We start from the raw sequence: 24899 nt of genomic DNA on the forward strand, positions 1-24899 counted from the left end.
CGACCAATGATAAATCCACAAAGCGCCCTCAATCACATGTTCAATATAATTTACACCAATCCCCCCTAAAACTTGCAGATAAGGCCGTAAACCGCCAGAGGGGAAACACCCCCGTTTTAAATCAAGAACAGGCCTAAAATTATTTTTTAAAAGCTGAAATTACCTATTGCATTCAACCAACAAGGCGACTAATTCAGCAGACATAGACGCACACGCACGTGCCGCTGGCCCTTAGTGGTTTATGCAACGACGACCGCGTCCTTTTTGGCAACGCCGGCTGGTGCCGGATCTAAAAGGGGTGTACCGATGTTTGCAACCGAATTGGGCAGCAATGCCCGTTTGCGCCGACAAGTTTCTAAAAAAACTCAAATTTCACTGGTCCCAGAGCTGCCGCATGCGCCTGAGGGCCATCGTTTGCCTGAAGAGCAAGGCGGGCTTTCGCCACGTATTGCCGCCTTCATTAAAGCCCATGAATTGCCCTCGCCGTGCCTGGTGGTGGACGTCGATGTTGTCGAGCACAACTACGCGACCATGACCCACCTTCTGCCGTTGGCCAACGTCTACTTCGCCGTCAAAGCCAATCCGGCTGAAGAAGTGATTTCGCGCCTGGCCCAGTTGGGTTCAAACTTCGACACCGCCAGCCCTGGCGAAATCGATTTATGCCTGAAGTTGGGCGTCCCGCCGTCGCGCATTTCGTACGGCAACACCATCAAAAAACAAGCCGACATTGCTTATGCCTATACCCAAGGCGTGCGCATGTATGCCTTTGACAGCGACGCCGAATTGGAAAAGATCTCCATCAGCGCGCCGGGTTCAAAAGTCTATTGCCGCATTTTGGTCCAAAGCGAAGGGGCCGAATGGCCGCTGTCGCGCAAGTTTGGCTGCGATCCCGAAATGGCGCTTGAACTGTTGGTGAAAGCCCAGGACTTGGGTCTGGACGCGTCCGGCGTGTCGTTCCACGTCGGTTCTCAGCAGACCAATTTGAGCCAATGGGACCCCGCCATTGCCCAGGTCAAAAAGCTTTTTGACGAAGCCGCTCTGCGCGGTGTCGAATTGCGCATGATCAACATGGGCGGCGGTTTTCCGTCGCGCTACCGCGCCAATGTGCGTCCCTTGGAAGACTATGCCCAAACCGTCATGACCGCGATGGTGCGCCATTTTGGCGCTGCCTTGCCGGAAATGGTTCTCGAGCCCGGCCGTTCTTTGGTGGGTGACGCAGGCGTCATTCAGGCCGAAGTGGTTTTGACCTCGAAAAAGAGCGTCGATGACGAAAAACGCTGGGTGTTCTTGGACATCGGCAAATTTTCCGGTCTTGCCGAAACTATGGACGAAGCCATCAAATACCGTTTGGTGACGGACCATGACGGTACCGAAACCGGCCCCGTCGTGCTGGCTGGCCCGACGTGCGATTCCGCCGACATCTTGTACGAAAAAACCGCTTATGAATTGCCGTTGGCTTTGCAAGCGGGCGACAAGGTGCTGATTTTGTCAACGGGGGCTTACACCACCACGTATTCATCGGTAAACTTCAACGGCTTCGCGCCGCTTGAAGCGATCTGTATCTAACGAGGACCGGGGTGATGAACGCCCTTCTGCAAACCGCCTTTATCAACGCCCCCGCCGTATTGGTGCGGGCCGAACAAGCGGAGCACGGCCAAGATATTGATTCCTTGGTGGACTTAAACTTCGGACCGGACCGGTTTCGCAAAACCGCCTATCGGTTGCGCGATGGCCTTGATCCCCTTGACGATTTGGGCTTGGTGGCCACGCAAGGTAGCCGCCTGATTGGCACCATCCGCTTTTGGCAGGTGGCCGTCCAAGGTGTGTCCTCGACCTTGCTGCTGGGTCCGATTGCCATCCATCCCGACTTTCATGGTCGGGGGATTGGTCGGGCATTGATGAACGCCAGCTTGGAAAACGCCAAGGCACAAGGCTGGGACGCGGTGATTTTGGTCGGTGACGAACCCTATTACCGGCGCTTTGGCTTCACCCGTTCGTTGGTGCAAAACCTGGCCCTGCCGGGTCCCGTGGACTTGGCGCGGTTTTTGGGTCTTGAACTGGTGGACGGTGCCTTGAAGCACGCTTCCGGCATGGTTGGTCGCGTTGAAGTCTAACCGCTAGCGAATTCCTGAGGCCAACATCACGCCAAAGGCGATGAACAAAGCCCCGGATATCTTGTTGACCTTACCTGAAATGGTTTCGCGGCCCTTGCCGACCAATGTTTTGGCCAGGGCCGCGTACATCATCAAGGCGGAAAACGACAACACCATCAAGGTCCCGCCTAAAATCGCCAACTGTTGCCAAATGGGTCGGCTGACATCCAAAAACTGCGGGAATAAAGCGCCGATCAACAGCAGCGCCTTGGGATTGCTGAGCGCCACCATAAGGCCTTGCAAATAACTTCTGCGGTGCGACGGCACCACTTCAATCCGTTTCAAACCGTCTTTGGTTGAGACTTTGGCCGCGCGCGATGCGCGCAACACCTTCACGCCTAAATAAATCAAATACAGACCGCCCGCGATGCGCAGGCCTAAAAACCATTCCGAAGAAGCGCTCATCAACGCCCCGACGCCGAGCGTCGAGGCCAAAGTAAGCACCGCCAATCCTGAAACATTGCCCAAAATCGGAACCACGGAACGTCCCAGGCCATAGCGACCGGAATGCGTCACCGCCATCAAAACGGCTGGGCCCGGCGTCAACACAGCCGCTACGGCGATCAAAACGAAGGAAAGCCAAACGTGGAGGTCCATTTAGGCTAAATCAACCCCGCCAACGGTGAGCTTGGGTCGGCGTACATCTTTTTCGGCATACGCCCGGCCAAATAGGCCAAGCGTCCCGCTTCAACGGCCAGTTTCATGGCCCGCGCCATCTTGATGGGGTCTTTGGCTTCGGCAATGGCGGTGTTCATAAGCACGCCGTCACAGCCCAGTTCCATAGCGATGGCAGCGTCAGACGCGGTGCCGACACCGGCATCAACCAGCACCGGAATGTTGGCCTGTTCGATGATGATGCGGATACCGACCGGGTTTTGGATGCCCAAACCGGACCCGATGGGAGCCGCCAGCGGCATGATCGCGGCGCAGCCCATTTCTTCCAGAATTTTCGCCTGGATGGGATCATCGGCGCAATAAACCATCACCTTAAAACCCTCATCGATCAGCGTTTGTGCCGCCTTGAGGGTTTCCGGCATGTTCGGGTACAAGGTTTTTTGATCGCCCAACACTTCCAGCTTCACCAAGTCCCAGCCGCCAGCTTCGCGCGCCAAGCGCAAGGTGCGCACGGCTTCATCGGCGCTAAAGCAGCCCGCCGTGTTGGGCAGATAGGTGTAGGTTTTGGGATCGACGTAATCCGTCAGCATTGGCTCTTTGGGATTGGACACGTTGACCCGGCGCACCGCAACGGTGACGATTTCTGCGCCAGACGCTTCAATGGCTTTGGCGGTTTCTTCGAAATCTTTATATTTTCCGGTGCCAACCAACAGCCGCGACCAATATTTTTCTCCGGCCACTTCAAAACAATCGGCCTTCAAGCTGGGATCTTGCCCCGGATCGTTACACGGCGTCTTGGGTGCACCGCCGCCGATGAAGTGAACAATTTCCAATTTATCGCCGTCTTCCAAAGCGGCGTCGCCATAGGTGGACTTGGGCACAATCTCCAAATTGCGCTCAACGGCGACCTTCGATGAGTCAAGACCGATTCGCGTCAACAGCTCATTGACCGTCAAAACCGACTCAAATTCCTGAAATTCGCCGTTAATGGTGAGACGCATACCCTCTGCCTTTCCTATTATATTGCCTTGAAGACCGTTTTTTCACCGCTTTCGGCTGGTCTTGTGTGTTCAGCGTTGTAACATAAGCCAAAGTCCCTATTCCACAAGAGTATGTGCGTGCTATAAAACGCCCATACTGTATAACGAGATCTGAGTTACGATCTGAGGGTATTTCGATGACAGCCAAGGTGTTGGTCCTCAATGGGCCGAACCTCAATCTTTTGGGAACGCGTGAACCCGATGTCTACGGCGCCGAGACGCTGGCGGGCATCGAGGCCAATTGCCATGCGCGCGCCAAAGCCTTGGACTTAGAAATCGAATTTCGCCAAACCAATAGCGAAGGCCAACTGGTGGATTGGGTGCAACAAGCCCGAGGCACGTTTGACGCGTTGATTCTTAACGCCGGGGCCTATACGCATACCTCTGTCGCCATTTTGGACGCCTTAAAAGCCGTGCAAATACCGACCATCGAAGTACACCTATCCAATATTCACCAGCGCGAAGAATTCCGCAGCCATTCCTACATTTCCAAGGTTGCTGTCGGCATGATTTGCGGATTTGGCGGATTTGGCTATGAAATGGCGCTGGAATCCGCCGCGCGCCTGTTGACCAAGAAGTGAGACCAATCGCTCATGAGCAAAACAATTGACGTCGATGACGACCTGATCCGCAAGCTTGCGGGCCTGATGGACGAAACCGGCCTGACCGAAATCGAAATCGGCCAAAACGACTTTACGGTGCGCGTCGCCCGCGGCAGCACCGCTGTGGCCACCTATGCGGCTCCAGCGATGGGCCATGCCCCGGCAGCTGCACCAGAAACCCCGGCAGCCCCCGCCCATGCGGACCACCCCGGCGTGGTGACTTCACCCATGGTGGGTGTGGCATACACCGCGGCAGAACCCGGCGCGGCAGCATTCGTCAACGTCGGCGATCATGTCAGCGAAGGCCAAGTGGTGTTGCTGATCGAAGCGATGAAAGTGTTCAACCAAATCAAAGCCCCGCGCGGTGGCACGGTGAAAAACATTTTGGTGGAAAGTGGGTCTCCGGTCGAATTCGGCGAACCTCTTTTGATCATCGAATAAGCGGCGGGGCCAACATTTATGTTCGACAAGGTACTTATCGCCAACCGGGGTGAAATCGCGCTGCGTATTTTGCGTGCGTGTCGTGAAATGGGCATCAAAACGGTGGCCGTTCACTCCACCGCGGACGACAGCGCCATGCACGTGCGCTTGGCCGACGAAGCCGTTTGCATTGGACCACCCCCGGCCAAAGATAGCTACTTGAACATCGCCGCGATCATCTCGGCGGCACAAATTTCCGGCGCGGACGCCATTCATCCGGGCTACGGATTTTTGTCGGAAAACGCCCACTTTGCCTCTATTGTTGAAGAGCACGGCTTTGTCTTTATCGGCCCAACCGCCGAACACATCACCTTGATGGGCGATAAAATCGCCGCCAAAGACGCGGTCAAAAAAGCCGGTATTCCCGTGGTTCCTGGCTCTGACGGTGGTGTCAGCACCTATGAAGAAGCCATCAAAGTGTGCAAAGACATTGGCTATCCGATCATCATCAAAGCCACAGCGGGTGGCGGTGGACGCGGCATGAAGATGGCCACGTGCGAAGCTGAACTTGAACTGGCTTTCCGTTCGGCGCGCTCCGAAGCCGAATCCGCCTTTGGCAACGCCGAAGTCTACATCGAAAAATTCCTTGGTCGCCCGCGCCACATTGAAATTCAGGTCTTGGCCGACAACTACGGCAACGTGGTGCACTTGGGTGAACGCGATTGCTCGTTGCAGCGTCGCCATCAAAAGGTTTTGGAAGAAGCGCCCTCACCGGCCCTGAACAAAGAACAGCGCGACAGAATTGGCGCCATTGCCGCCGAAGCGGTGAAAAAAATCGGCTATCGCTCGGCAGGCACCATCGAATTCTTGTATGAGGACGGCGAGTTCTTTTTCATCGAAATGAACACCCGCTTGCAGGTTGAACACCCGGTGACGGAAATGATCACGCGCCTGGATTTGGTGCGCGAAATGATCCGCATCGCCGCAGGTGCACCGTTGGGCTATACCCAAGAGGATGTGGTGTTTATCGGCCATGCCATTGAATGTCGCATCAACGCCGAAGACCCGGTGAGCTTCATGCCGTGTCCGGGCACCATCGGCATTTACCATGCCCCGGGCGGCCTGGGCGTGCGCGTCGACAGCGGGCTATACACCGGCTACAAAGTGCCCTCGCACTACGATTCCATGATCGCCAAATTGATCGTCCACGGCACCAACCGCAACGAATGCCTAATGCGGTTGCGGCGCGCCTTGTCGGAATACGTCATCGACGGCCTGAAAACGACCATCCCGCTGCACCAAAGACTCGCCACCGCGCCCGACATCATCAACGGCGATTACGACATCCATTGGCTCGAAGCGTTTATGGAAGAGACCAAACCCAAATAGACCAACGGACAGACACGCGACCTCGGTCGCGTCACCTGAACACAGGAAGGCCGGGCGACATAACATCGCCCGGCCCTTTTTCCCGGTCCATTTACAGTTTCGTCAAATGGATCGGAATTCGGCTAAGGGATTCAATAGCCGCCTTTCTTTCCGGCACCCGCAAAGATAAACGATCCGGTGTAATCGAACGGTTTCCACCACGGCCCCACGCCGGTTTCCTTGTCGGTGTGACGCATAAAGGCGTGACCCTCGGGTGGCTGGATATGGAACACCAGATTGTATTCACCCGCACCGTCCAGTTTGACATTGGCACCGTAATGGGGGCCATCAGACGCAACCATGCCCATGAACATACCGGCTTTTTTCCAATCGCTGCCACTCTTCGTCAGCTCATAAGAAATGTTCAGGTAAGGGATCCATTCCCCACCTGCAAAGCCGTTTTCATTGCCGACAACGGCGTGAATATCGGCTTCCAGGTGAATGTCGGTTACGGCACTTCCTTGATCGTGCATGGCAGGTTCCATGTCGACGGGCTGGAGGAAGATGCCCATAACCTCCATACCGTTGATGACGATCGGCTCGCCGGCGGGCTGTTCGCCAGCCGTTGCAGCGGTCGTACCAATCGTCGCGGCCATTACGCTAATAATAATCATTTGCAACAGTTTTTTATGCATATTGAGACTTTCCTTTTCTGCCGTGTGTAAATTTGAGGAAAACGTTAGAGACTAAAGACGGCCGGATACCAGGCCGCACCGACAAAGGTGATGCTCACGGCACCACCTGCCAACGGAATAAACCGCACATGTGACGCAACGCCCTGGTGCGCCAAAATGCGCCAGCCGAGCCACAGGCTCCACACCGCACCCAGCGCAAACAAAACACTCTTCACCAAACGCACATCGTCTGCGGACAGGCCCAAAAGGGACAAAACGGAAAAGAGTTCCCCGCCCAAACCCAAGACCAAAGACACCATGGCCACCGGAGCGATTTGATAGCCAAGTTCGACAAACCGACGCGACCAAGTGCGCGCCCCGCCAAGCCGACCTGCCAACCATGCCGACGCGCCCGTTGTGAGGCTCAGAACGATAACCGACAACACCATCCATCCCACCATGTACCCCGTGATGGTGATAAAATCGACCCAGCGAAACACTTCACGCTCGACCGGAAACACCGCCATCAACCAGCTTGGGCCGGGCTCACCAACCCACAACCAGCCGGACTTGATGGCGCTCGTCGCCAACCACAGGCGAAAGCTCTGATAGTTGTCCAGCACCAGCCACAAAAACCCACCCAAGGCGACGCCGTTGCCCAAAAAGAGAAACAGAACTTCGGACAGGTTCGGATTGCGCCCGGCAATCTCTTCGATCTCTATGCCCGGTCGGCGCACGGCCAAGCGCAAACCGCCTTGAGTATTGGGGTGCACGCAGCGAAAACATTCGATGCAGTGACGGGTTTCCGTTTTGCGTTTGAGATCAATCATGGTTGGGCACGCCGTCGCCTCGGTCCATGCATCGCCCCCTTCGCGCAGACGCTTGGGACGAAAGTCCACCATGCCCAGTCGTGAATAGACGCCCAACAACAGGCCAATGGGGCACGCATGACGACACCACGCGCGCTTGTTCCGCCCCCACACGAAGCCGACGACAATGGCCACGGCCATCACCCCGCCAAACAGCAGCGCGGAGGTTTCCGCATGATCGCGCGCACCCAAGGTTTGCGCCCAAATGGTGATGACGATAAAACTGACAACTGGCGTCCCCGGCCACTGCAGCCACGCCGGAATGGCGCGTTTAAGGCCCTTCTTGTTCGCCCATTCGGACGCCGCGCCCATGGGGCACAGCAAGCCGCACCAACTGCGTCCGGTGAAAATCACCGACACGAACACAAGGGGAAACCACAGCCCCCACAACAGCAAGTTGGCGAACAGCCTGTAATTGTCCAACAGTCCGTCCTGAGGGCCCGGTATCGCGCCCAGGGGCGGCGCAAAAATCAACCCGACAAAGGCCAAAAACATCAGCACATGCACCCACACCAAACGGTGACGGTGACGCACGAAAAACGCCTCGATCCCGCTGACGATACGCTGTGCGCTCCGGGCGCCCCACTCGGTCATGACGCACGCCTGCGCAAAAGCGGCCAGCAACTGCCCAACGCGAGGATCACCAATACGGCAAGCTGCGCACCAAGACTTTCCAGGGTCGGAAACAGACCCAACCACGATACTTGAAAACCACCATCCCATTGCGTCGCGGACACCCAGCGAATCACCTGGAGCTCCGCCACGCCCTTACCCACAAACACCACCGCCAAGGCCCCTAAGGTCACCGCCGTGACGGTGAAAAACAATTTCAGCGGCAAACGCAAGCCGAGTATCCGAATGGCGACGAACAGCCCCCCCAACACGACGGCGGCCAGCACAAAGCCGCTGATGATGGCGTCACCGCCGTCTGGGTGATCGGCGATCAAGGCTTGATAAAACAGAACCGTCTCGGCCCCTTCCCTGTACACCGCCAAAAACACCGCCGCCATCAAGGACAAACCACTGCCCGACTCAATCGCGCCATCGACGTGTTTGTGGATGTAAGCCTGCCAACGTTCAGCCTCGCGCTTGGACAGCAGCCAATGGCCCACGTACAGCAACACCCCAGCCGCGAGCAGCATGGTCAGCCCTTCCAAGGCTTCCAACGCTCGTCCGTCCAAGCCCATCACAGAGGTAAAAATCGCCCACGCGGTGAAAAAGCTCGCAACCACCGCCGCGAAGATGGCCCCGTACAGCATCGTCATGTGTTTGCGCTCACCGACGCGCTGCACGTAAGCAACCAGAGCCCCCACCACAAGCAGCGCTTCCGCACCTTCGCGCAAAAGAATCAAAAAAGCCGAGGAAAATGACGGCCACCACGAATCCGCGCCCGAAGCCGCACTGAACACCGCCTGTTCTTCCATCAGTCCCAAACGCAAATGTTCCCATGCGCTCAACACCTCCAAGTGGGCGGCCCCTTTGGCGGACAAACTGATGAGTTGCGAAAATCGGCCTTCCAGTTCAGCTTTGCGTCCCCCATCGCGACGCGCAATGGCGTTTTCCAGCCCGCTCGCCTCGAAGTCGTCAAAATACAAATCCGAAAAAGCATCGCTTGACGTCAAGCCGTCCTCCGCCTGATAAGCATCTGCAAGCACGTTGCCGTGCTGGATTAAGGTTTCAAGCGCTGCGACAAAATCGGTGGCGGCCTCGGCCCTGGCCGCGCCGCCCATCAACACAAGGCCCAAAAACATCGTCAGAAGCAGCTTGCGCGCCACACCGAAAATTGCCGTGGACATGACCGTGCAATCGTTAGCGAACATCGTAAACATCCTTTGAAACCCCAGCCTGGTCGAGCGCCACGGCATCGTGCTCGATCAACCCAACCAGCGCATCGCGCGCGTCTTGGATCTCATCAGTGGAGCCCTTTCCGATCAGGCGCCGCACCTGTGAAAAGCCACTTTCAATCTCATAAGCCCGGGCCTGACCGAATGTTTTGCGGATCGCCGCTTCCATCTTTCGATCTTCAAACACGCCAAAATAGGCCCGCGTTTGGCTGCGCTTGGCGGCTTTATCGTCCCCGCGCCGGACCGCCTCAATCATTTCGTCGAACACAGCCGAAACCTCTGTAGCGACCCCACGCCAATACCCCGCCTCAGACGAAACGGTATCGGCGCGCACGCCGGAGGGGAGGCTTAAGGCCAAGACACACACCACACCTGCGACCCACAGCGTCAAGCGCGACGCCCAAGGGCCGAGGCCGGAAGAACCGTCAACGATGCGCATTCCGGGAAACGGGTTGGAGCTATGAGGAGACATGAATTACCTGCTATTAAGAATTATTCGCAACAAATACTACTCCTAACTAACACACCGATTTCAAGGTGTCAAATAATGATTATCATTCTCAACAAAGAATACATTCTGAGGGATGTGGACAAAAATTCTGCCCCTGAGCGTCCACAAAAAAAGCTCGTGAATCACTGAAAACGTTGAGAGTTTACGATTTCAGAGGACAGCAGTCTTGTCCGCATCACCGCAACGGTCGAGCCACAGCGATGAGATATCAAGAGCTGCGCCCCCGCCTTTGCGAGATTGACTTAAGAGAGAGAGTCATGGCGAGGAGCGAAGCAACGTGGCCATCCAGAGCAACACGCCCCTGCCCCACCGCATGGATTGCCGCGCGCCAAGCGGCGCTCGCAAAGACGGGGGAATCGCCGAAATTTCAACTCCGCTCTGCTTGACCGCGTGGTTGCACAAAAAACAACCAATGGTTATGCTCAGGCATTAGACAGAATAATGGTGATCTGAGAAAAGTAACCTGCCACCGTAACCACCGTACCCCCCCACCGTAATCCTCACACTTGCCATCAGGCCCCAAAATTTTCTGGGTATTTGTTGACACAGGAGGCATTTTCGTATCTTTCTCTCCGCATAATAGAAAATGAGAGAATAAGAATGAAGCGTGCAATCTGCATCGTCTTTTCAATGCTCATGATGAGCGGCTGTCAAACTACCCAAAGCACGGAAGGCACGAACTGGGATGCTGAACAAGCTCTCTGGGGTTCCGCCTACGATCAGGACAACAAGAAGCGCTTCATCCCCGTTCAACTGTGGACTGGCGGGTCTTGGGACAGCCAACACCAGATCACCACGCCCCTAACAAATTTCCAATTTGGTTCACGCAACCATAAGCGCACCGAAGGCCCTTTCGACTGGATAAACCCAATCACTAACAAGCCTAGCAAAATGTACAAACGGTTCAATAACGGAAAAATCCAGTTTTTTACGATCCGTGAGGACCAAACGGGATTGGGCCGTTCATACGATAACCGATGGTCCCTGTACTGCGCAGATGAAGCCAAGTTCCCACTGGGATGGTGGATGGAAGGCGAAGAGCGCACCTTCACCTACCAATGCACCAGTGGTGAAAATTTAGACACGTACACCGTGAAGCTGACAATCGATACACTCGATTACACCTATCAAGGCCGCAAACACGCCCTGAAATACAGTTGGAAACTGTTTCGCGGTGACAGCAGGGTGGATTCAAAGACCTATATTTATGCACCGCATAAAGGAATGGTTGAGGTGTGGTGAAAAAACAAAGATCTAACAAAAAGATGCTGGCAACGACTTAAAGGCTTCGGGGCAATCGTCTACATCTAATCCTGACTTACATTCCCTTGATTGAATTATAGTGACAGTGCACAAAACGCTTATATAAAAAAACCACGGTCACCATTACTCACACTCCCGACACGCTCCTCCCCCAAAAACCAACGCCCCCGAAAGTCGGAGGCGTTTTTTTGTTTAGCGGTTTTTCTTGATGGAGGCTGGCACGCGCTCTAGCGGCGGTGCCAGCCATTCGCGTGCGGCTTCCCAAATGCGCCGGAGCCATCGGCTTGATGGCGGCTGATTGTCCTCCGGTTCGCCCAACAGCATCACCGCAACGCCCATCTGCACGCTGGAAAAGGTCAAGCCGGTCATAAAGGTGAACAACGCCATTGCCACAAACCCGATGTCCGAGGCCAGCATCAAGGTGCGCATGCCGCCGATGTCAGCCAGCAAAAAACCGCCGACAAACACAAAAGCAATGACAAAGCCGATGGCGGCGTGCACGAGCAGAAAACGAACCAGAGGGGGCATTGGATATCTCCCATTTTGAAGGCAGTCGCGTTTGTCTTCATCAAAGTGGCGTATCAAGGCTAGAATGATAGCAGCACGCGTGTATGCTGTCCAAGAATTCCGTGTCCAGCCCCTGTTCATGTACGGTCAGATGAAATCCGTTCACACTTGCCCTATATTGTCTTCAAGACGCCTGTTCTTTTCCTCGGCACGCTCAAATTCATGGACTTCTGATGGCCGCACGCCCCATTCCCGGACCGCATAAGTTAACCCCCGAAATCCTCGTTCGCGCCTATGCGGCCGGGGTGTTCCCCATGTCGGAATCCCAGGATGATCCAACGATTTTTTGGGTGGACCCGCAATTGCGTGGGGTGATCCCCTTGGACGGGCTGCACATTTCCAAATCTTTGCGCAAGGTTTTGCGTCGGGGCGATTTTGAGATCACCGTGGACCAAGACTTCCCCGCCGTCATTGAAGGCTGTGCTCAACCCCGACGTCCGCGCCCAGAGGACGACTTGGACGACCAACCCGGCGGCACCTGGATCAACGATGAAATCCGCCGCGCCTATATCGAAATGGCTGAAATTGGCTTGGCCCATTCGGTGGAGTGCTGGCAGGACGGAGAACTGGTGGGGGGGCTTTACGGCATCAGCCTCAAAGGCGCGTTCATGGGCGAAAGTATGTTTTCAACCCGTCCTAACGCGTCCAAAGTGGCCCTGGTTCATTTGGTGGCACGGCTGAGACTTGGGGGCTTTGTGTTGCTCGACACCCAGTTCATCACCGACCACTTGGCCAGTATGGGCGGCGTTGAGATTTCCGGGTTTGAGTATCAAGAACGCCTCCAGCACGCGCTGGGCGTCGATGCTCATTTTCCGGTTTCGGCCTCAGCAGGCGCCATTTCTTCGGAACTCGAGATTTTGTTCTCACAGCCCAAAACCCACACGTCATAGACCGGGTGTTCCAGGGCGTTGAGGCCGGGGCTGGACGCAAACATCCAGCCGCGAAACACGCCGATGGCCGCTTCGCCGGGACGCACTTCCCAAATGTCTAAGAACGCCGCACTTTCGGGGGTATCTTCAGGGGGGCGTTTGTCGCAATGACGGGCAATGATTTCCAGGGTGCCAAAACGCACCACGTCGCCCAAATTGACTTTTAAGGTGGTGACCCGCGCGGTCACTTTGTCCAAGCCTTGCAAAATAACGGTCTCATAGGGCTCGGCGCCCGCAGGGGCGCTCAACAGCGTCGCCCAAAGAAGCCCGACAAAACCGACCGCAATCCTGAAACCCATCATACAGGCTTTACCACCTTAAACCGAAGACGCACATAATCCGCGACCCACTTGTTGTACGGGTCAAACAGGTGCGGTTGCAAGGCATCTCGAACTTCATCAATCATCTGCGCGTGCTCATTTTCAGGCACCGCTTGCATGAAACTGCCGGCAAACGTTTCCAGCCACGGCCCGATGTCGCCCGGCAAATCGGTGGGGCGACGAATCAACGTGACCGAGCGGGTCTCGAAGCCCGCACGTTGCAACATCATTTTGGCCGAACTATCACCCAAATAAGACCACGGATCATATTGTGCGGGATCAATACCGCGGCGCATCAGCGCGTTGTACAATGCCATGCGGATGGTTTGGATGTTGCCCGCCCCGCCCATTTCCGCGACAAACCGCCCGCCCGGCTTCAAAGCGCGGTAGACGTTTTCAAAGACTTTCGACAGTGGGCTCATCCAATGCAGGGCTGCGTTGGAAAACACCGCATCGAATTCGTTGTCGAATTTCATTTCCAGCGCGTCCATGCACACCACTTTCAAACCGCGGTGCTGGGCGCCTTCGATCTGATCGGCGCTGTTGTCCATGCCCAGAACATCTGCCCCACTGGCGACGATTTTATCCGTGAGGATGCCTTCGCCACAGCCCAAATCGAGGATACGTTCCCCCGCTTTCGGAGCCAGGATTTGAACCACGGGTTCACCCAAAAGGGATACGAATACCCCATGCCTAAGATAGGTTTCGGGGCTCCAACTCTGCTGTGCATTGATCATAAGATGGTCTCTCGATTTATACCTGGGGGGAGACACTCTATTTACGAAATCAGCCTGTTATTCGCAACTGCATTTTTTGCAATGCAGCATTGTCGACATTGCGCCGACGTTTTCGTTTGTGGTTTTCAAGCCGCCTTACTGACCGGGACCGCCCAAACCGGGTCCTGCATCAAGCCCACCACCGTTGGCCTCCCCTTCGCTGCCGCCGGTGGCCAGAAAGATGATTTCCCCCACTTGATCTTCCAAGGAACGGAAGTCTTTGGTGTTGGTGATCTCCGTCCCGGGAGCCAAGATTTCCTTCGCTTCGCCCGGAACCAGCAACACATACTTGTCGCCCAACATGCCCGAAGACGAAATGGTTGCGGACGTGTCTACGGGCAGCTGAATGTCGGGACGAATGGACAAGCTCACCACCGCATCGAAGGTTTTCGGATCCAGGGAGCTGGTCAGCACCGTGCCCACCTTAATGCCGCTGATGCGCACGTCCGAGCCCTTGCTCAAACCGCCAATTTTGAAAAAGCGCGCCGACACTTCATAGCCCGTAACCGCTTTGATTTGCGCGGTGTTGTAGGCAAAGTACACAAATACGGCCGCCACCAACAAAACGGCAGCCCCCATCACGGTTTCAATCGCATTGCGCCCCATGGTTAGTTTCCTTGATCTTCAGTAGAGGTGGGCATATCAGGCAATTCAGATGCGCCGTTCACAGCGTTCGCTGTTTTCGCTTTTCTGGCATTGCCCTCATCAATAATCAAATTCAGCAATTCGCTAACGATCATGGAACCTTGGGTGTATTGAAACACATCGCCCGATTTCAGCGCCGCGTCTTCAACCCCCGGTTCGATCTCCACCGATTTTGAACCGAACAGACCGTCCGTATGAATGGCGGCGGCGCTATCTTTTGGCAGGGTAATGGTGTTGTCGATGTTCAGGCCCACAACGGCGCGAAAATGATTGTCCAGGCTGACCGTTCCGACGGTGCCGATGGGAATCCCGCCCAGACGCACTTCATCGCCTTCGAACAAACCGTCAATACGGTTAAACACCGCGGTCACGTTATAACTGCCAACGTTGGCTTGGGTGCTTAAATCTTTGCCGCCGTAAGAGACGGCGAACATAAAGGCCAAGACCGCCATCGCCAGCCCGCCAACCAATATGTCGTGTGTGTCACTGTGGCGCATGACTACTGTCCTGGCGTCCAGGCTTGGTAATCACCGGTGGCGGCGGCGCGCTTGCCACCTTTGTAATCGCTGCCTTGGGGACGATAAGCATTGAGCGTGCCGGTCAGATTCGGAATATAATGTTCTTGCCAGTCCAGCGGCTGCGCAGCGGCTTCGGACAAGGGCTTAGCCGAGGTAAAGTGAATCCACGCATGCCATTCGGGCGGAATCTTCGAAGCTTCTTTTTTCCCCTTATAAATGACCCAGCGCCGTTCGCGACCATTGAGCTTTTTGCTGTTGCGATAGTACTTGTTGCCAAATTCGTCGGAGCCCACCTGCTCACCATGGAGCAAGGTATAAAGATGCGTGCCGATGCTGCCGATATCCATAACGAACGTGTCTCCGCTTTTTGAAACAAAGTATAAACCGGGTCGCTGCACGGTCAGCAGAGGATTCCCCCAACCGCACGGCACTTTTATCGCATGTGCTTAGCCGACAGTCCAGCGCATCAAAACGACGCAACGCATTCTTGTATATAAGTAAATGATAATATTTCCGATTCTCGTCCTGTCATTTCATCCCCGAAACAGTGTCCTCTCCCCTCCATAGAACTGATTACGTGCGGAGCATCTGTGAATTTGCAAAGGGATGTGCGGATTTAAGCCGCCAAATAGACAAATCGGATTAGTTTTCGGCTCCGGGCAAATGTGAAATTCATCTTTTGCGCGATGTGTCCCAAGCAACCCCCTGAAACATCACATTATTTAGTAGCTAGTAGAGTCTTATGCACAATTTATTGTGCTCACTGGCAAGAAGATTCATTGAGCGTTAACCCCTCTTGGTCTACATATAGTGCCACACCGAAACAAGCGACACATTGAGTAGTGTTTATTCACACAAACAAGGGTGTTTATTCACGTCAATAAGCGAGAGAGCCGATATAACGGTCATTTCGGTGTGCTCAAGGGGAAGATGGGAGGCGGTGTCTCCGTTCCGTAAGCCACTGTCAGCAACACAAATAACCTGGGATCTGGGGTCACATGCGTATACAGCGTCACTTCACAAAACAGGGGCAATCGCCCTACGCCAATATCGAATTTCGCACAACATCGAGCGAAATCCGCAATCCGAACGGCTCGATCGTCTTTAAACTGGACGATATGGAGGCTCCGGCAGCATGGTCCCAAGTGGCGTGCGATGTCATCGCCCAGAAATATTTCCGCAAGGCCGGTGTGCCCGCAGCGTTGAAACCCGTCGCAGAAGCCGATGTGCCCGAATTTCTGTGGCGCTCCGAACCCGACCGCGCCGCCCTGAAAAAGCTGAACGAAGACGACCGTTCCACGTCCGAAGTCAGCGCCAAGCAGGTGTTCGACCGTTTGGCGGGCACCTGGGCCTATTGGGGCTGGAAAGGCGGCTACTTTGACGCTGAAGAAGACGCTTCCGCTTATTATGACGAAATGCGCTATATGTTGTGCAAGCAGATGGCGGCACCGAACTCTCCCCAGTGGTTCAACACGGGTCTGTTTTGGGCCTACGGCATCGATGGTCCGGCCCAAGGCCACCACTATGTGGACTTCACCACCGGTAAATTGGTCAAATCCAAATCTGCTTATGAACACCCCCAACCCCACGCGTGCTTTATTCAGTCCATCAGCGACGATCTGGTCGGCGACGGCGGCATCATGGATTTGTGGGTGCGTGAAGCGCGCCTGTTTAAATACGGTTCCGGCACGGGCTCGAACTTCTCCAACCTGCGCGCCGAAAACGAACCCCTATCGGGCGGCGGCAAGTCTTCGGGCTTGATGAGCTTCTTGAAGATCGGCGACCGCGCAGCGGGTGCCATCAAATCCGGCGGCACCACCCGCCGTGCGGCGAAGATGGTCGTGGTTGACGTCAATCACCCTGACATTGAAAACTTCGTCAATTGGAAAGTCACTGAAGAACAAAAGGTCGCCGCCCTGGTGACCGGATCGAAGACCGTTTCCAAGCACATGAACGCAGTGATGGCGGCATGTCACGGGGGTGCCGACGGCGATGATGAAAACCGTTTCGACCCCAAAGAAAATCCGGCGCTGAAAAAAGCCATCTTGGCCGCCCGCCGCGCCATGATCCCGGAAAACTATGTCCAGCGCGTGATTCAGTTCGCCCGTCAAGGCTACACCGATGTCAAATTCCCCGAATTCGACACCGATTGGGATTCCGAAGCCTACATGACGGTTGCGGGGCAGAACTCCAACAACACCGTGCGCATCACCAACGATTTCTTGGAACGCGTTCTCCAAGACGGTGAATGGGAACTGATCCGTCGCACCAACGGCGAAGTGCACAAGCGCATCAAGGCGCGCGATTTGTGGGAAAGCATCGGTCATGCTGCATGGGCGTGTGCGGACCCCGGCATTCAATACGACACCACCATCAACGAATGGCACACGTGTCCTGAATCTGGTCGCATCAATGCGTCCAACCCGTGTTCGGAATACATGTTCTTGGACGACACAGCATGCAACTTGGCCTCGTTGAACCTTTACACCTTCCAGCGTCCCGATGCGTCTTTGGACGTGACGGCCTTTGAACACGCGGTGCGTTTGTGGACGGTGACGTTGGAAATTTCCGTGCTGATGGCGCAATTCCCATCCCCCGAAATTGCGCAACGTTCCTACGAATTCCGCACCTTAGGCTTGGGCTTCGCCAACATCGGCGGCTACTTGATGGCGGCGGGTCATTCCTACGACAGTGACGAAGGCCGCGCCATTTGCGGGTCCATTTCTGCATTGATGACGGGTGTCGCTTACGCCACGTCTGCCGAAATGGCGGGCGAGCTGGGCGCGTTCCCGGGCTATGCGCAAAATGCCGAAGCCATGCTGAAAGTCATCCGCAACCACCGTCGCGCCGCGCATTCCGATGCCACCGGCTACGAAGGCTTGTCGGTTCTGCCGGTGCCTTTGGATGTCGACAGCTGCACCGACGGTGCCTTGGTCGCAGCGTCCCGCGAAGCTTGGGACCTGGCCCTGGAACTGGGTCAGCAACACGGTTATCGCAACGCCCAAACCACGGTCATCGCCCCCACCGGCACCATTGGTCTGGTGATGGATTGCGACACCACCGGGATCGAGCCGGACTTCGCCTTGGTGAAGTTCAAAAAGTTAGCCGGCGGCGGTTACTTCAAAATCATCAACCGCATGGTTCCGGCGGCGCTGGCGCGTCTTGGCTACAGCGAAGCCGAAGTCGAAACCATGGAACGCTATGCCTTGGGCCACAGCTCGTTGAAAAACTACAAGGGCGCCATCAGCCACGCGGCCTTGATGGGCAAAGGCTTCACCGAAGAAGCCATCGGCGCTCTTGAAGCCGCCTTGAAGGATGCGTTCGACATCAAATTCGCCTTCAACAAATGGTCTTTGGGCGAAGAGTTCTGCACCCAGGTCTTGGGCATCGATGCTGCGCAACTTGATGAAGTCTCGTTCGACATGCTGGGTCACTTGGGCTTTAGCAAAGACGACATTGAACAGGCCAACACCTATGTGTGTGGCGCCATGACCTTGGAAGGCGCGCCGCATTTGGCTGAAGAACACGTGTCCGTGTTTGATTGCGCCAACGCCTGCGGACGCATCGGCAAGCGTTATCTGAGCGTCGACAGTCACATCCGCATGATGGCGGCCAGCCAGCCGTTCATCACCGGGGCGATTTCCAAGACCATCAACATGCCCAACGATTCCACCGTTGAAGACTGCAAAGACGCTTACATGCTGTCTTGGCAGTTGGGCATCAAAGCCAACGCGTTGTATCGTGACGGCTCCAAGCTCAGCCAGCCTTTGCAAGGCTCCTTGCTGGACGGCGACTTGGCGGACGACGAAGAAAGCTTGTCGGAACTCTACAACGACAACGCCGCCATCGCGGCCCGCACAGGTGTCATCACCGAACGCATCATCGAACGCATTATTGAACGCGACAAATTGCCCGATCGGCGCAAGGGTTACACCCAAAAGGCCATCGTGGGTGGACACAAAGTCTATCTGCGCACGGGTGAATACGACGACGGGCGCATCGGTGAAGTGTTCATCGATATGCACAAAGAAGGCGCGGCGTTCCGCTCCTTGATGAACAACTTCGCCATCGCCATTTCCATCGGTCTGCAATACGGCGTGCCGTTGGAAGAATTCGTCGAAGCGTTCACCTTCACCCGGTTCGAGCCGTCAGGCTTGGTTGAAGGCAACGAAACCATCAAGATGGCGACCTCGATCTTGGACTACATCTTCCGCGAACTGGCGGTGAGCTATCTGGCGCGCAACGATTTGGCCCACGCCAAACCCGCCGACCTGATGCCCGACGCCATGGGTGCCGGCCATACCGAAAGCGATATGGACATGATGGAAGACGCCATCAGTGCAGTTGAAAAACTGACCTCTCAAGGGTTCGTGCGTTCACGCAAACTGACCGTCATCAAAGGTGGCGCGGGTGACAAAAAAGCCAAACCGCAACCTGTCGCGGCTGAATTGAAAAAAGCGGTGTCCGGCGGTGGCGGCATGCCGCAATCAGTTTCCGGCGGCATGGCCCACGCGGGCGGCTCGATGAGCGTTGAAACCACGTTGGTGGAAACGGTCGACATCCACATGGAACGTGTGCGCGAAGCGCGCATGCGCGGTTACGAAGGGGACGACTGCCCTGAATGCGGTAACTTCACGCTGGTGCGCAATGGCACTTGCTTGAAGTGCGACACCTGCGGTGGCACGACGGGCTGCTCCTAAAGCCCCCGGCGTTCCCTACGCGAGGCCCCAATAGGGACCGTAAAAAGGGCTACGTAAGACGACTGTCGGTTAGGTTCGTTTTTCCGACATCCAAGGGATCCAGTACTCCTCCCTGGATCGACTTAGAGGGCGTTCAGCGAATTTCGCTGCGCCCTCCCCTTTTTTGGGGCCTAAAGCAAAATCGGCGAAAAATTGGCTTTTGGAAAATACCTTTAGGACATGGTATCCTTTGGCCTTGACGCAGAGGATGCCGCCCATGTTTCGCTCCGCAGTTTTATATCTCAGCACGTTCGTTTTGGCTTTGGTCTTAGGTGCCGGCCTTCCGGTGCTGGCCGATGATGGCTATGACGCTTATCAAAACGGCGACTTTGCCTCAGCGCGGAACATTTGGCTCAAGACCGCCTACAAAGACCCCTATTCCGCCTACAACCTGGGGACCCTTTTCGAAACCGGAAAGGGTGGCGATGCGGACCACAAGGAAGCTTTCAAGTGGTACGACGAAGCTGCCAGGAAGGCCCGTGGCGATGAGATGACGGCGCTGAAACGTCAAGTTGTACTGTCCATGGGACGGCTTGTCGTGAAGAACAAAGACGCCGATTTAATTTCGACGGCGGGCATGTATTTGTCCACCTTGGCGATGAAAACCGGCGATCCGGCGGCCCTGCGCATACGTGGCCTGTTGATGGAGTTTCAAGCCGATCATTCCATCGAAAACGACATCGCCAACGCCGATAACCCCATGCGTTTCGCCTATGGCTTGTTCACGGTCGCCGCGGAACGAGGTTCGCAAAAAGCTTCAGAGGACGCCAAACGGGTGTGGGAAAAAGTCGACGACAAAATGGCTGCGCTCAACAACACCAAACTGGTACGTGACGAGTTGCTGCGAAATGGTGTGAACTGATCAGATCCGGTCTTGATCGGAATGTTTGTCTTGCTCCCCCGGATTGCTCTTGGGCAACGTCTCGTCTGGCTCGGAGGGCTTGCGGCGAATGAGGATATCGCCGTTGGGTAAAATCACCGGAGCCGCGTACTGCGGCACGGCTTTGATCATCAGCTCCAGGGCTTGCAACATCATGCGCGACGCCCCTTCCAACAGTTCTTTCGGGCTACTTTGGCTGTCAACGCCCGGAATATCCATCGTGTCCGCGTGAGCGGGCTGAGCGCTGATGAGCAGGCCTAAAACGGCGAGTGGCGCAAATAACTTAATAAGCATCCGAGGGCCTTTCGAACGGTGTTGGAGCAGGACACACTCTAGCACCTCGGCACCCATTTCACCATCACCAGATCAGCATGAAGCCTTTAATACGGCCCCAAACATCCCCACATACTCTGGAGGCCGAAAAAGGATGACGCTGATCATGAACAAGCCAAAAATCGCCGCCACTGAACCCCAACCCGTGAATCTGGAAGCCGGCAAAAAATATGCTTGGTGCAGTTGCGGACATTCTCAAACCCAGCCATTTTGCGACGGTTCTCACAAGGAGCAAGGTTTTAAACCCGTCATATTTACCGCCGAAGAGTCCGGCGAAGCCTGGCTCTGCATGTGCAAGCAGACCGCCACCCCGCCCTTTTGCGATGGTAGCCATGCCAACTGCACAGATGAGCCGACTTGATTGTGCGGCTGAATAATTACTCGTACGTGCAGAGATAAGCCGTGTCGTGATAGACTTTGAGCTGGAAGCTTTTTCCAGATGCGACTTCAAACGATGCACCGGAGGCGAACACCTGCCAATCGGACGCGCCGGGCAGTTTGACCGTCAACGCGCCGGAAATCACGGTCATGACTTCTTTTTGGCTGGTGGAAAATTCGTATTCACCGGGCGCCATGACGCCAACGGTTGCGGGCAGTTTTTCACCTTTAAACGCGATGGATTTAACGGTGCCCTCAAAATATTCATTTACGCTAAACACGGTCTTCATCTCCAATTCAGTGTGAGTTGGAGGCATGTATACCCGTGCGCCCCCCCATGCAAGCAAAGAAATGCAAGCTCTGGAAGCATCATGGCTTGAATCTTGACCCTAAAAATCTTGAATAGCGATGATCACCTCTTTCAAACCGCAATCGCAGCTATGAGGATCATCGAAATGAACACAGCCCTTTTTATGCTGCACGTAGCCCAACGCTTTATAGGACATATTTTTCAGCGTGCCCGCATGGCTGTTTAAGGTGCGTTCGACCACGATGGACAGGTAATCGGGATCGATCGGCTTGGCAATAAAGTCGATCGCGCCATTGCGAAAACATTCCACCGCCACCGCCTGCGAGTTGTCGGATGTCAGCACAATGGTGGGCGTGGAAATACGCGCCTTGTCCATATCGCGCAACACCGACAGGCCGTCTTGCCCAGGCATTTGATAATCCAGCAGCACCAAATCAATGCCGCCTCGCAACAGCTGGCTGACCGCACCCTCGGCTCCGGGCAACGTGCTTACGCCATAGCCCTGATCCATCAAAACCGTTGTTACCCAGAGTCGAAAATCTTCGTCATCATCGATTACTAAGACGTCTGGCATGATCAATCCCCCGCAATCTCACACAACGTATTACATATGGGGATGTACTGATGATAGTGTTACAACTTTTTTTACATCATCATCCAATCTTGAGATCGATCCGCACAGGGGTTACAGTTCAGCCCAATTGTCCCGCAGCGCTTTTTATTAATTGAGGTCCACATGTCCACCATAGACGCCCGCTTGACCGAACTTGGCCTGACCCTGCCCCAAGCCGCCGCCCCTGCCGCAAACTATGTGCCCTTTGTGCGCACCGGAAACTTGGTGGTGATTTCGGGTCAGATCACCTTGGAAAATGGCGTTCTCAAATATGTGGGACGGGTGGGCGAAGATTTCACCACCGAGCAAGCCTATGAGGCGGCAAAATTGTGCGGTCTGAACCTGATTGCCCAACTCAAAGCCGCGTGTGACGGCGATTTGGACCGGGTCACGCGGGTTGTGCGCCTGGGCGGTTTCGTCAACTGCACGGCGGACTTCACCGAGCAACCCAAAGTCATCAACGGGGCATCGGACTTGATGGCCGAAGTTTTTGGCGAAAAAGGCAAACACGCCCGCGCAGCGGTCGGCGTCAACACTTTGCCCTTGGGTGTCGCGGTTGAAATTGAAGGCCTGTTCGAGATCGCATAAGCGCAATCTTCTTCTTGCCGTTACCCCTACGGCACCACATATCCAAGCCATGCCCGATGGTCACGAACACATAAACATTTCCTTGGTTGAAACGATTGGTGCTGTCTCGCCCGATCAATGGGACGGTTGTGCGGGTCCCGCCAATCCGTTTGTCAGCCATGCCTTTTTATCCAGTTTGGAAGATGCAGGGTGCGTGCAGGCCGACACCGGTTGGGCGGCCCGCCATGTGCTGATCCAAGACGACAGCGGTACCCTTTTGGCCGCAGCCCCAATGTACCTCAAGGGCAATTCCATGGGCGAATACGTGTTCGATTGGGGCTGGGCCGAGGCTTACGAGCGCGCAGGCGGACGTTACTACCCCAAACTCCTTTGCGGGGTGCCATTTACGCCCGTCACAGGACCCAGGTTGTTGGTGCGCGGCGATGTTCAGCCGAGCCTGGCCTTAAACCTCAAACACCAATTGGCCCAAACCATGTCAGAGGCTGTCCAAGGCGCAAAGCTGTCCAGCCTGCACGTCAACTTCATCCCCGTCACAGACGTCCAGGTCTTTGCCGACGCGGGCTATCTGGCGCGCACCGGGCTTCAATATCACTGGCAAAACCAAAGCTATGACTGCTACGATGACTTTTTGGCCCAGTTGTCGTCGCGCAAACGCAAGGCCCTGAAAAAAGAGCGCCGGGCGGCAACGGAAGGTACCGGGCTGCACATTGAGCACTTGAGCGGGGCCGACATCCAGGCGCGCCACTGGGATGCCCTTTATGGGTTTTACAGAGATACCTCCAACCGCAAATGGGGCCAGGCGTATCTCAACCGAGATTTTTTTGAACTGTTGGGCCAGCGCCTGGCGAACAAGGTCGTGCTGGTGATGGCCATGCGCGGCGCCGACATCGTCGCAGGCGCGCTCAATCTGGTCGGCGACGATGCCCTTTATGGCCGCTATTGGGGCTGCAAAGAAGAGATTCCCTACCTGCATTTTGAAGTCTGTTACCACCAAGCCATCGATATCGCCATTGAACGGGGTTTGGCGCGGGTCGAAGCCGGGGCTCAAGGTGAGCACAAAATAGCGCGCGGCTACCTGCCTCAGATAACTCATTCCGCGCATTTCATCCCCGATACTAACTTTCGCGCCGGAGTATCGGCATTTTTGGATCGCGAACGCACCGCCATTGCCCATGAACGTCAAATCCTGCTGGCCGAAAGCCCCTATCGACAAAGCGACAGCTTGGGTTAGAATTGGTTATGAAAATCATCTTGAAATTAATCGTATGGCCGATGGTGTTGATGGTGTTGAGCGCTGGTGCACTCAGCAGTGCGGCCAACGCCATGGCGATCAACCGCTGCATGCGCGTGCTGAAAGATTCGGCTGGACGCGAAACCGTAGTCAACACGTGTGCGCCGTGCATGACGGTCAAAGTCGAACGTCAGCGTCCCGGACAAACCATGGGCACCCCCAGCCAGCGCGAATTCAACATGCCCGGTGGGTCCAGCATGCCGCTACCGTTTCTCGGCCCCGGCACCACCCGCATCATGAGTGAAGCGCCCTGCCCAGAAGCACAATAAGTAGCTCAATAAGGGTTTAAGGGCACGGCTTTATCTCGGCACGGTGACGATGGCGTCTTGTTCGTCAAGCGCTGCCAAAATGTGTCGCCACCCGTTTTTGCGGGCCTCATAGCGGGCGTCCTCCAATCCCAAATGACGGACCAACAATATGGCCAGCTGGTGGTTGGCATTGAATTTGCGGCCCAAATAAACGTTCATGCTCATGTTGCATCCTCCGCTTTCATTCCCGGTTTCCCAAATTGGCAAAGGGGCACAGAATAAAAAAGAAGCCACGGTCTGAAGTTTGTGTATTTATATGAGTTGATTGCCCTGCTTACTTAAAGTAAATACACAACGCAACCTTCTCCCCCCCTTAGAGAACGCCCAAAGGTGGGGTTTTGTGAA

30 protein-coding genes are annotated in these 24899 nt (G+C 55.4%); 13 read left to right on the top strand and 17 right to left on the bottom strand.

Features of this window, described 5'->3' with window-relative positions; all coding sequences use genetic code 11:
• The first annotated feature begins 306 nt into the window (after window positions 1-306).
• Both BEN30_RS05850 and BEN30_RS05855 read left to right on the top strand, forming a co-directional pair.
• The gene (locus tag BEN30_RS05850) at window positions 307-1566 is read left to right on the top strand and encodes a type III PLP-dependent enzyme (RefSeq protein ID WP_084005097.1); all 1260 of its coding nucleotides are present in this window, start codon (window positions 307-309) and stop codon (window positions 1564-1566) included.
• A 14-nt stretch (window positions 1567-1580) separates the two neighbouring features.
• Window positions 1581-2114 carry a GNAT family N-acetyltransferase gene (locus tag BEN30_RS05855; RefSeq protein WP_139134875.1) on the top strand — a complete coding sequence of 178 codons (534 nt, stop codon included), beginning with the start codon at window positions 1581-1583 and terminating at the stop codon, window positions 2112-2114.
• A 3-nt stretch (window positions 2115-2117) separates the two neighbouring features.
• On the opposite strand, the gene BEN30_RS05860 is transcribed toward BEN30_RS05855, so the two are convergent.
• Complete coding sequence (locus BEN30_RS05860) at window positions 2118-2750, bottom strand: LysE family translocator (protein ID WP_069957402.1); 633 nt, start codon at window positions 2748-2750, stop codon at window positions 2118-2120.
• Between the two features lie 5 nt (window positions 2751-2755).
• Window positions 2756-3769 carry a sulfur carrier protein ThiS gene (thiS, locus tag BEN30_RS05865; RefSeq protein WP_069957403.1) on the bottom strand — a complete coding sequence of 338 codons (1014 nt, stop codon included), beginning with the start codon at window positions 3767-3769 and terminating at the stop codon, window positions 2756-2758.
• A 176-nt stretch (window positions 3770-3945) separates the two neighbouring features.
• Between thiS and aroQ the strand changes: the two genes are divergently transcribed.
• Genes aroQ through accC form a run of 3 tightly spaced genes read left to right on the top strand, consistent with a single transcriptional unit; the run spans window position 3946 to window position 6219 of the window.
• A complete protein-coding gene (gene aroQ / locus BEN30_RS05870) occupies window positions 3946-4389 on the top strand; it encodes a type II 3-dehydroquinate dehydratase (RefSeq protein WP_069957404.1) in 444 nt (147 codons plus the stop codon).
• 12 nt (window positions 4390-4401) lie between these two features.
• Entirely contained in the window at window positions 4402-4851 is a 450-nt protein-coding gene (accB, locus tag BEN30_RS05875) for an acetyl-CoA carboxylase biotin carboxyl carrier protein (RefSeq protein ID WP_069957405.1), read from the top strand.
• Between the two features lie 18 nt (window positions 4852-4869).
• Window positions 4870-6219 carry an acetyl-CoA carboxylase biotin carboxylase subunit gene (accC, locus tag BEN30_RS05880; RefSeq protein WP_069957406.1) on the top strand — a complete coding sequence of 450 codons (1350 nt, stop codon included), beginning with the start codon at window positions 4870-4872 and terminating at the stop codon, window positions 6217-6219.
• A 131-nt stretch (window positions 6220-6350) separates the two neighbouring features.
• Here accC and BEN30_RS05885 read toward each other — a convergent pair whose 3' ends face one another.
• From BEN30_RS05885 to BEN30_RS05900, 4 genes are read right to left on the bottom strand one after another with little or no spacing between them, the layout of a single operon-like run.
• Window positions 6351-6893: an iron transporter gene (locus BEN30_RS05885; protein ID WP_069957407.1), complete on the bottom strand. Its 543-nt coding sequence runs from the start codon at window positions 6891-6893 to the stop codon at window positions 6351-6353.
• Window positions 6894-6937: 44 nt separating this feature from the next.
• Window positions 6938-8335 (bottom strand): 4Fe-4S binding protein, encoded by a 1398-nt coding sequence (locus BEN30_RS05890; RefSeq protein WP_069957408.1) that lies wholly within the window; start codon window positions 8333-8335, stop codon window positions 6938-6940.
• The gene (locus BEN30_RS05895) at window positions 8332-9561 is read right to left on the bottom strand and encodes an FTR1 family iron permease (RefSeq protein ID WP_170826976.1); all 1230 of its coding nucleotides are present in this window, start codon (window positions 9559-9561) and stop codon (window positions 8332-8334) included. The genes BEN30_RS05890 and BEN30_RS05895 overlap by 4 nt, the downstream gene beginning before the upstream one ends.
• Entirely contained in the window at window positions 9551-10057 is a 507-nt protein-coding gene (locus tag BEN30_RS05900; RefSeq protein ID WP_139134876.1) for a hypothetical protein, read from the bottom strand. Before BEN30_RS05900 ends, BEN30_RS05895 begins: the two co-directional genes overlap by 11 nt.
• Window positions 10058-10696: 639 nt before the next feature.
• Here BEN30_RS05900 and BEN30_RS05905 point away from each other — a divergent pair.
• Window positions 10697-11338 (top strand): hypothetical protein, encoded by a 642-nt coding sequence (locus BEN30_RS05905; RefSeq protein ID WP_139134877.1) that lies wholly within the window; start codon window positions 10697-10699, stop codon window positions 11336-11338.
• Between the two features lie 213 nt (window positions 11339-11551).
• Here the strand turns inward: BEN30_RS05905 and BEN30_RS05910 are convergent, their stop codons facing one another.
• Window positions 11552-11887, bottom strand: a complete 336-nt coding sequence (locus tag BEN30_RS05910) for a hypothetical protein (protein WP_069957411.1) — start codon at window positions 11885-11887, stop codon at window positions 11552-11554.
• Window positions 11888-12099: 212 nt separating this feature from the next.
• Between BEN30_RS05910 and aat the strand changes: the two genes are divergently transcribed.
• Window positions 12100-12816, top strand: a complete 717-nt coding sequence (aat, locus tag BEN30_RS05915) for a leucyl/phenylalanyl-tRNA--protein transferase (RefSeq protein WP_069957412.1) — start codon at window positions 12100-12102, stop codon at window positions 12814-12816.
• Here the strand turns inward: aat and BEN30_RS05920 are convergent.
• From BEN30_RS05920 to BEN30_RS05940, 5 genes are all read right to left on the bottom strand, one after another.
• Complete coding sequence (locus tag BEN30_RS05920) at window positions 12732-13157, bottom strand: DUF2155 domain-containing protein (RefSeq protein ID WP_069957413.1); 426 nt, start codon at window positions 13155-13157, stop codon at window positions 12732-12734. The genes aat and BEN30_RS05920 overlap by 85 nt on opposite strands.
• Entirely contained in the window at window positions 13154-13834 is a 681-nt protein-coding gene (locus BEN30_RS05925; protein WP_211563293.1) for a class I SAM-dependent methyltransferase, read from the bottom strand. Before BEN30_RS05925 ends, BEN30_RS05920 begins: the two co-directional genes overlap by 4 nt.
• 213 nt (window positions 13835-14047) lie before the next feature.
• Window positions 14048-14557, bottom strand: a complete 510-nt coding sequence (gene mlaD / locus BEN30_RS05930; RefSeq protein ID WP_069957415.1) for an outer membrane lipid asymmetry maintenance protein MlaD — start codon at window positions 14555-14557, stop codon at window positions 14048-14050.
• Window positions 14558-14559: 2 nt separating this feature from the next.
• Complete coding sequence (locus BEN30_RS05935) at window positions 14560-15093, bottom strand: MlaD family protein (protein WP_069957416.1); 534 nt, start codon at window positions 15091-15093, stop codon at window positions 14560-14562.
• Window positions 15094-15095: 2 nt separating this feature from the next.
• Window positions 15096-15461: an NADH:ubiquinone oxidoreductase subunit NDUFA12 gene (locus tag BEN30_RS05940; protein WP_069957417.1), complete on the bottom strand. Its 366-nt coding sequence runs from the start codon at window positions 15459-15461 to the stop codon at window positions 15096-15098.
• Window positions 15462-16112: 651 nt separating this feature from the next.
• Here BEN30_RS05940 and BEN30_RS05945 point away from each other — a divergent pair.
• Window positions 16113-19814 carry a vitamin B12-dependent ribonucleotide reductase gene (locus tag BEN30_RS05945; protein WP_069957418.1) on the top strand — a complete coding sequence of 1234 codons (3702 nt, stop codon included), beginning with the start codon at window positions 16113-16115 and terminating at the stop codon, window positions 19812-19814.
• Window positions 19815-19883: 69 nt separating this feature from the next.
• On the opposite strand, the gene BEN30_RS05950 is transcribed toward BEN30_RS05945, so the two are convergent.
• Window positions 19884-20072, bottom strand: a complete 189-nt coding sequence (locus tag BEN30_RS05950) for a hypothetical protein (protein ID WP_069957419.1) — start codon at window positions 20070-20072, stop codon at window positions 19884-19886.
• Here BEN30_RS05950 and BEN30_RS05955 point away from each other — a divergent pair.
• A complete protein-coding gene (locus BEN30_RS05955) occupies window positions 20071-20715 on the top strand; it encodes an SEL1-like repeat protein (protein ID WP_069957420.1) in 645 nt (214 codons plus the stop codon). The genes BEN30_RS05950 and BEN30_RS05955 overlap by 2 nt on opposite strands.
• Here BEN30_RS05955 and BEN30_RS05960 read toward each other — a convergent pair whose 3' ends face one another.
• The gene (locus BEN30_RS05960; RefSeq protein WP_069957421.1) at window positions 20716-21027 is read right to left on the bottom strand and encodes a hypothetical protein; all 312 of its coding nucleotides are present in this window, start codon (window positions 21025-21027) and stop codon (window positions 20716-20718) included. It abuts the gene before it with no gap.
• Window positions 21028-21172: 145 nt separating this feature from the next.
• Here BEN30_RS05960 and BEN30_RS05965 point away from each other — a divergent pair, with 145 nt between their 5' ends.
• Window positions 21173-21427 carry a CDGSH iron-sulfur domain-containing protein gene (locus tag BEN30_RS05965; RefSeq protein ID WP_069957464.1) on the top strand — a complete coding sequence of 85 codons (255 nt, stop codon included), beginning with the start codon at window positions 21173-21175 and terminating at the stop codon, window positions 21425-21427.
• Between the two features lie 16 nt (window positions 21428-21443).
• Here the strand turns inward: BEN30_RS05965 and ppnP are convergent, their stop codons facing one another.
• Both ppnP and BEN30_RS05975 read right to left on the bottom strand, forming a co-directional pair.
• Entirely contained in the window at window positions 21444-21725 is a 282-nt protein-coding gene (ppnP, locus tag BEN30_RS05970; protein WP_069957465.1) for a pyrimidine/purine nucleoside phosphorylase, read from the bottom strand.
• A gap of 108 nt (window positions 21726-21833) precedes the next feature.
• Complete coding sequence (locus tag BEN30_RS05975) at window positions 21834-22328, bottom strand: response regulator (RefSeq protein WP_084005101.1); 495 nt, start codon at window positions 22326-22328, stop codon at window positions 21834-21836.
• A gap of 162 nt (window positions 22329-22490) precedes the next feature.
• Here BEN30_RS05975 and BEN30_RS05980 point away from each other — a divergent pair, with 162 nt between their 5' ends.
• The 3 genes from BEN30_RS05980 to BEN30_RS05990 are packed head-to-tail and all read left to right on the top strand — an operon-like array spanning window position 22491 to window position 24515.
• Window positions 22491-22955, top strand: a complete 465-nt coding sequence (locus tag BEN30_RS05980) for a RidA family protein (protein ID WP_069957423.1) — start codon at window positions 22491-22493, stop codon at window positions 22953-22955.
• Window positions 22956-23004: 49 nt separating this feature from the next.
• Window positions 23005-24186, top strand: coding sequence for a GNAT family N-acetyltransferase (locus BEN30_RS05985; RefSeq protein ID WP_069957424.1), 1182 nt, complete (start codon window positions 23005-23007; stop codon window positions 24184-24186).
• A gap of 8 nt (window positions 24187-24194) precedes the next feature.
• Complete coding sequence (locus BEN30_RS05990; RefSeq protein ID WP_069957425.1) at window positions 24195-24515, top strand: hypothetical protein; 321 nt, start codon at window positions 24195-24197, stop codon at window positions 24513-24515.
• Between the two features lie 30 nt (window positions 24516-24545).
• Here BEN30_RS05990 and BEN30_RS18580 read toward each other — a convergent pair whose 3' ends face one another.
• A complete protein-coding gene (locus tag BEN30_RS18580; RefSeq protein ID WP_170826977.1) occupies window positions 24546-24719 on the bottom strand; it encodes a hypothetical protein in 174 nt (57 codons plus the stop codon).
• Window positions 24720-24899 lie beyond the last annotated feature (180 nt).

This window comes from Magnetovibrio blakemorei (genome assembly GCF_001746755.1).
Lineage (GTDB): Bacteria > Pseudomonadota > Alphaproteobacteria > Rhodospirillales > Magnetovibrionaceae > Magnetovibrio > Magnetovibrio blakemorei.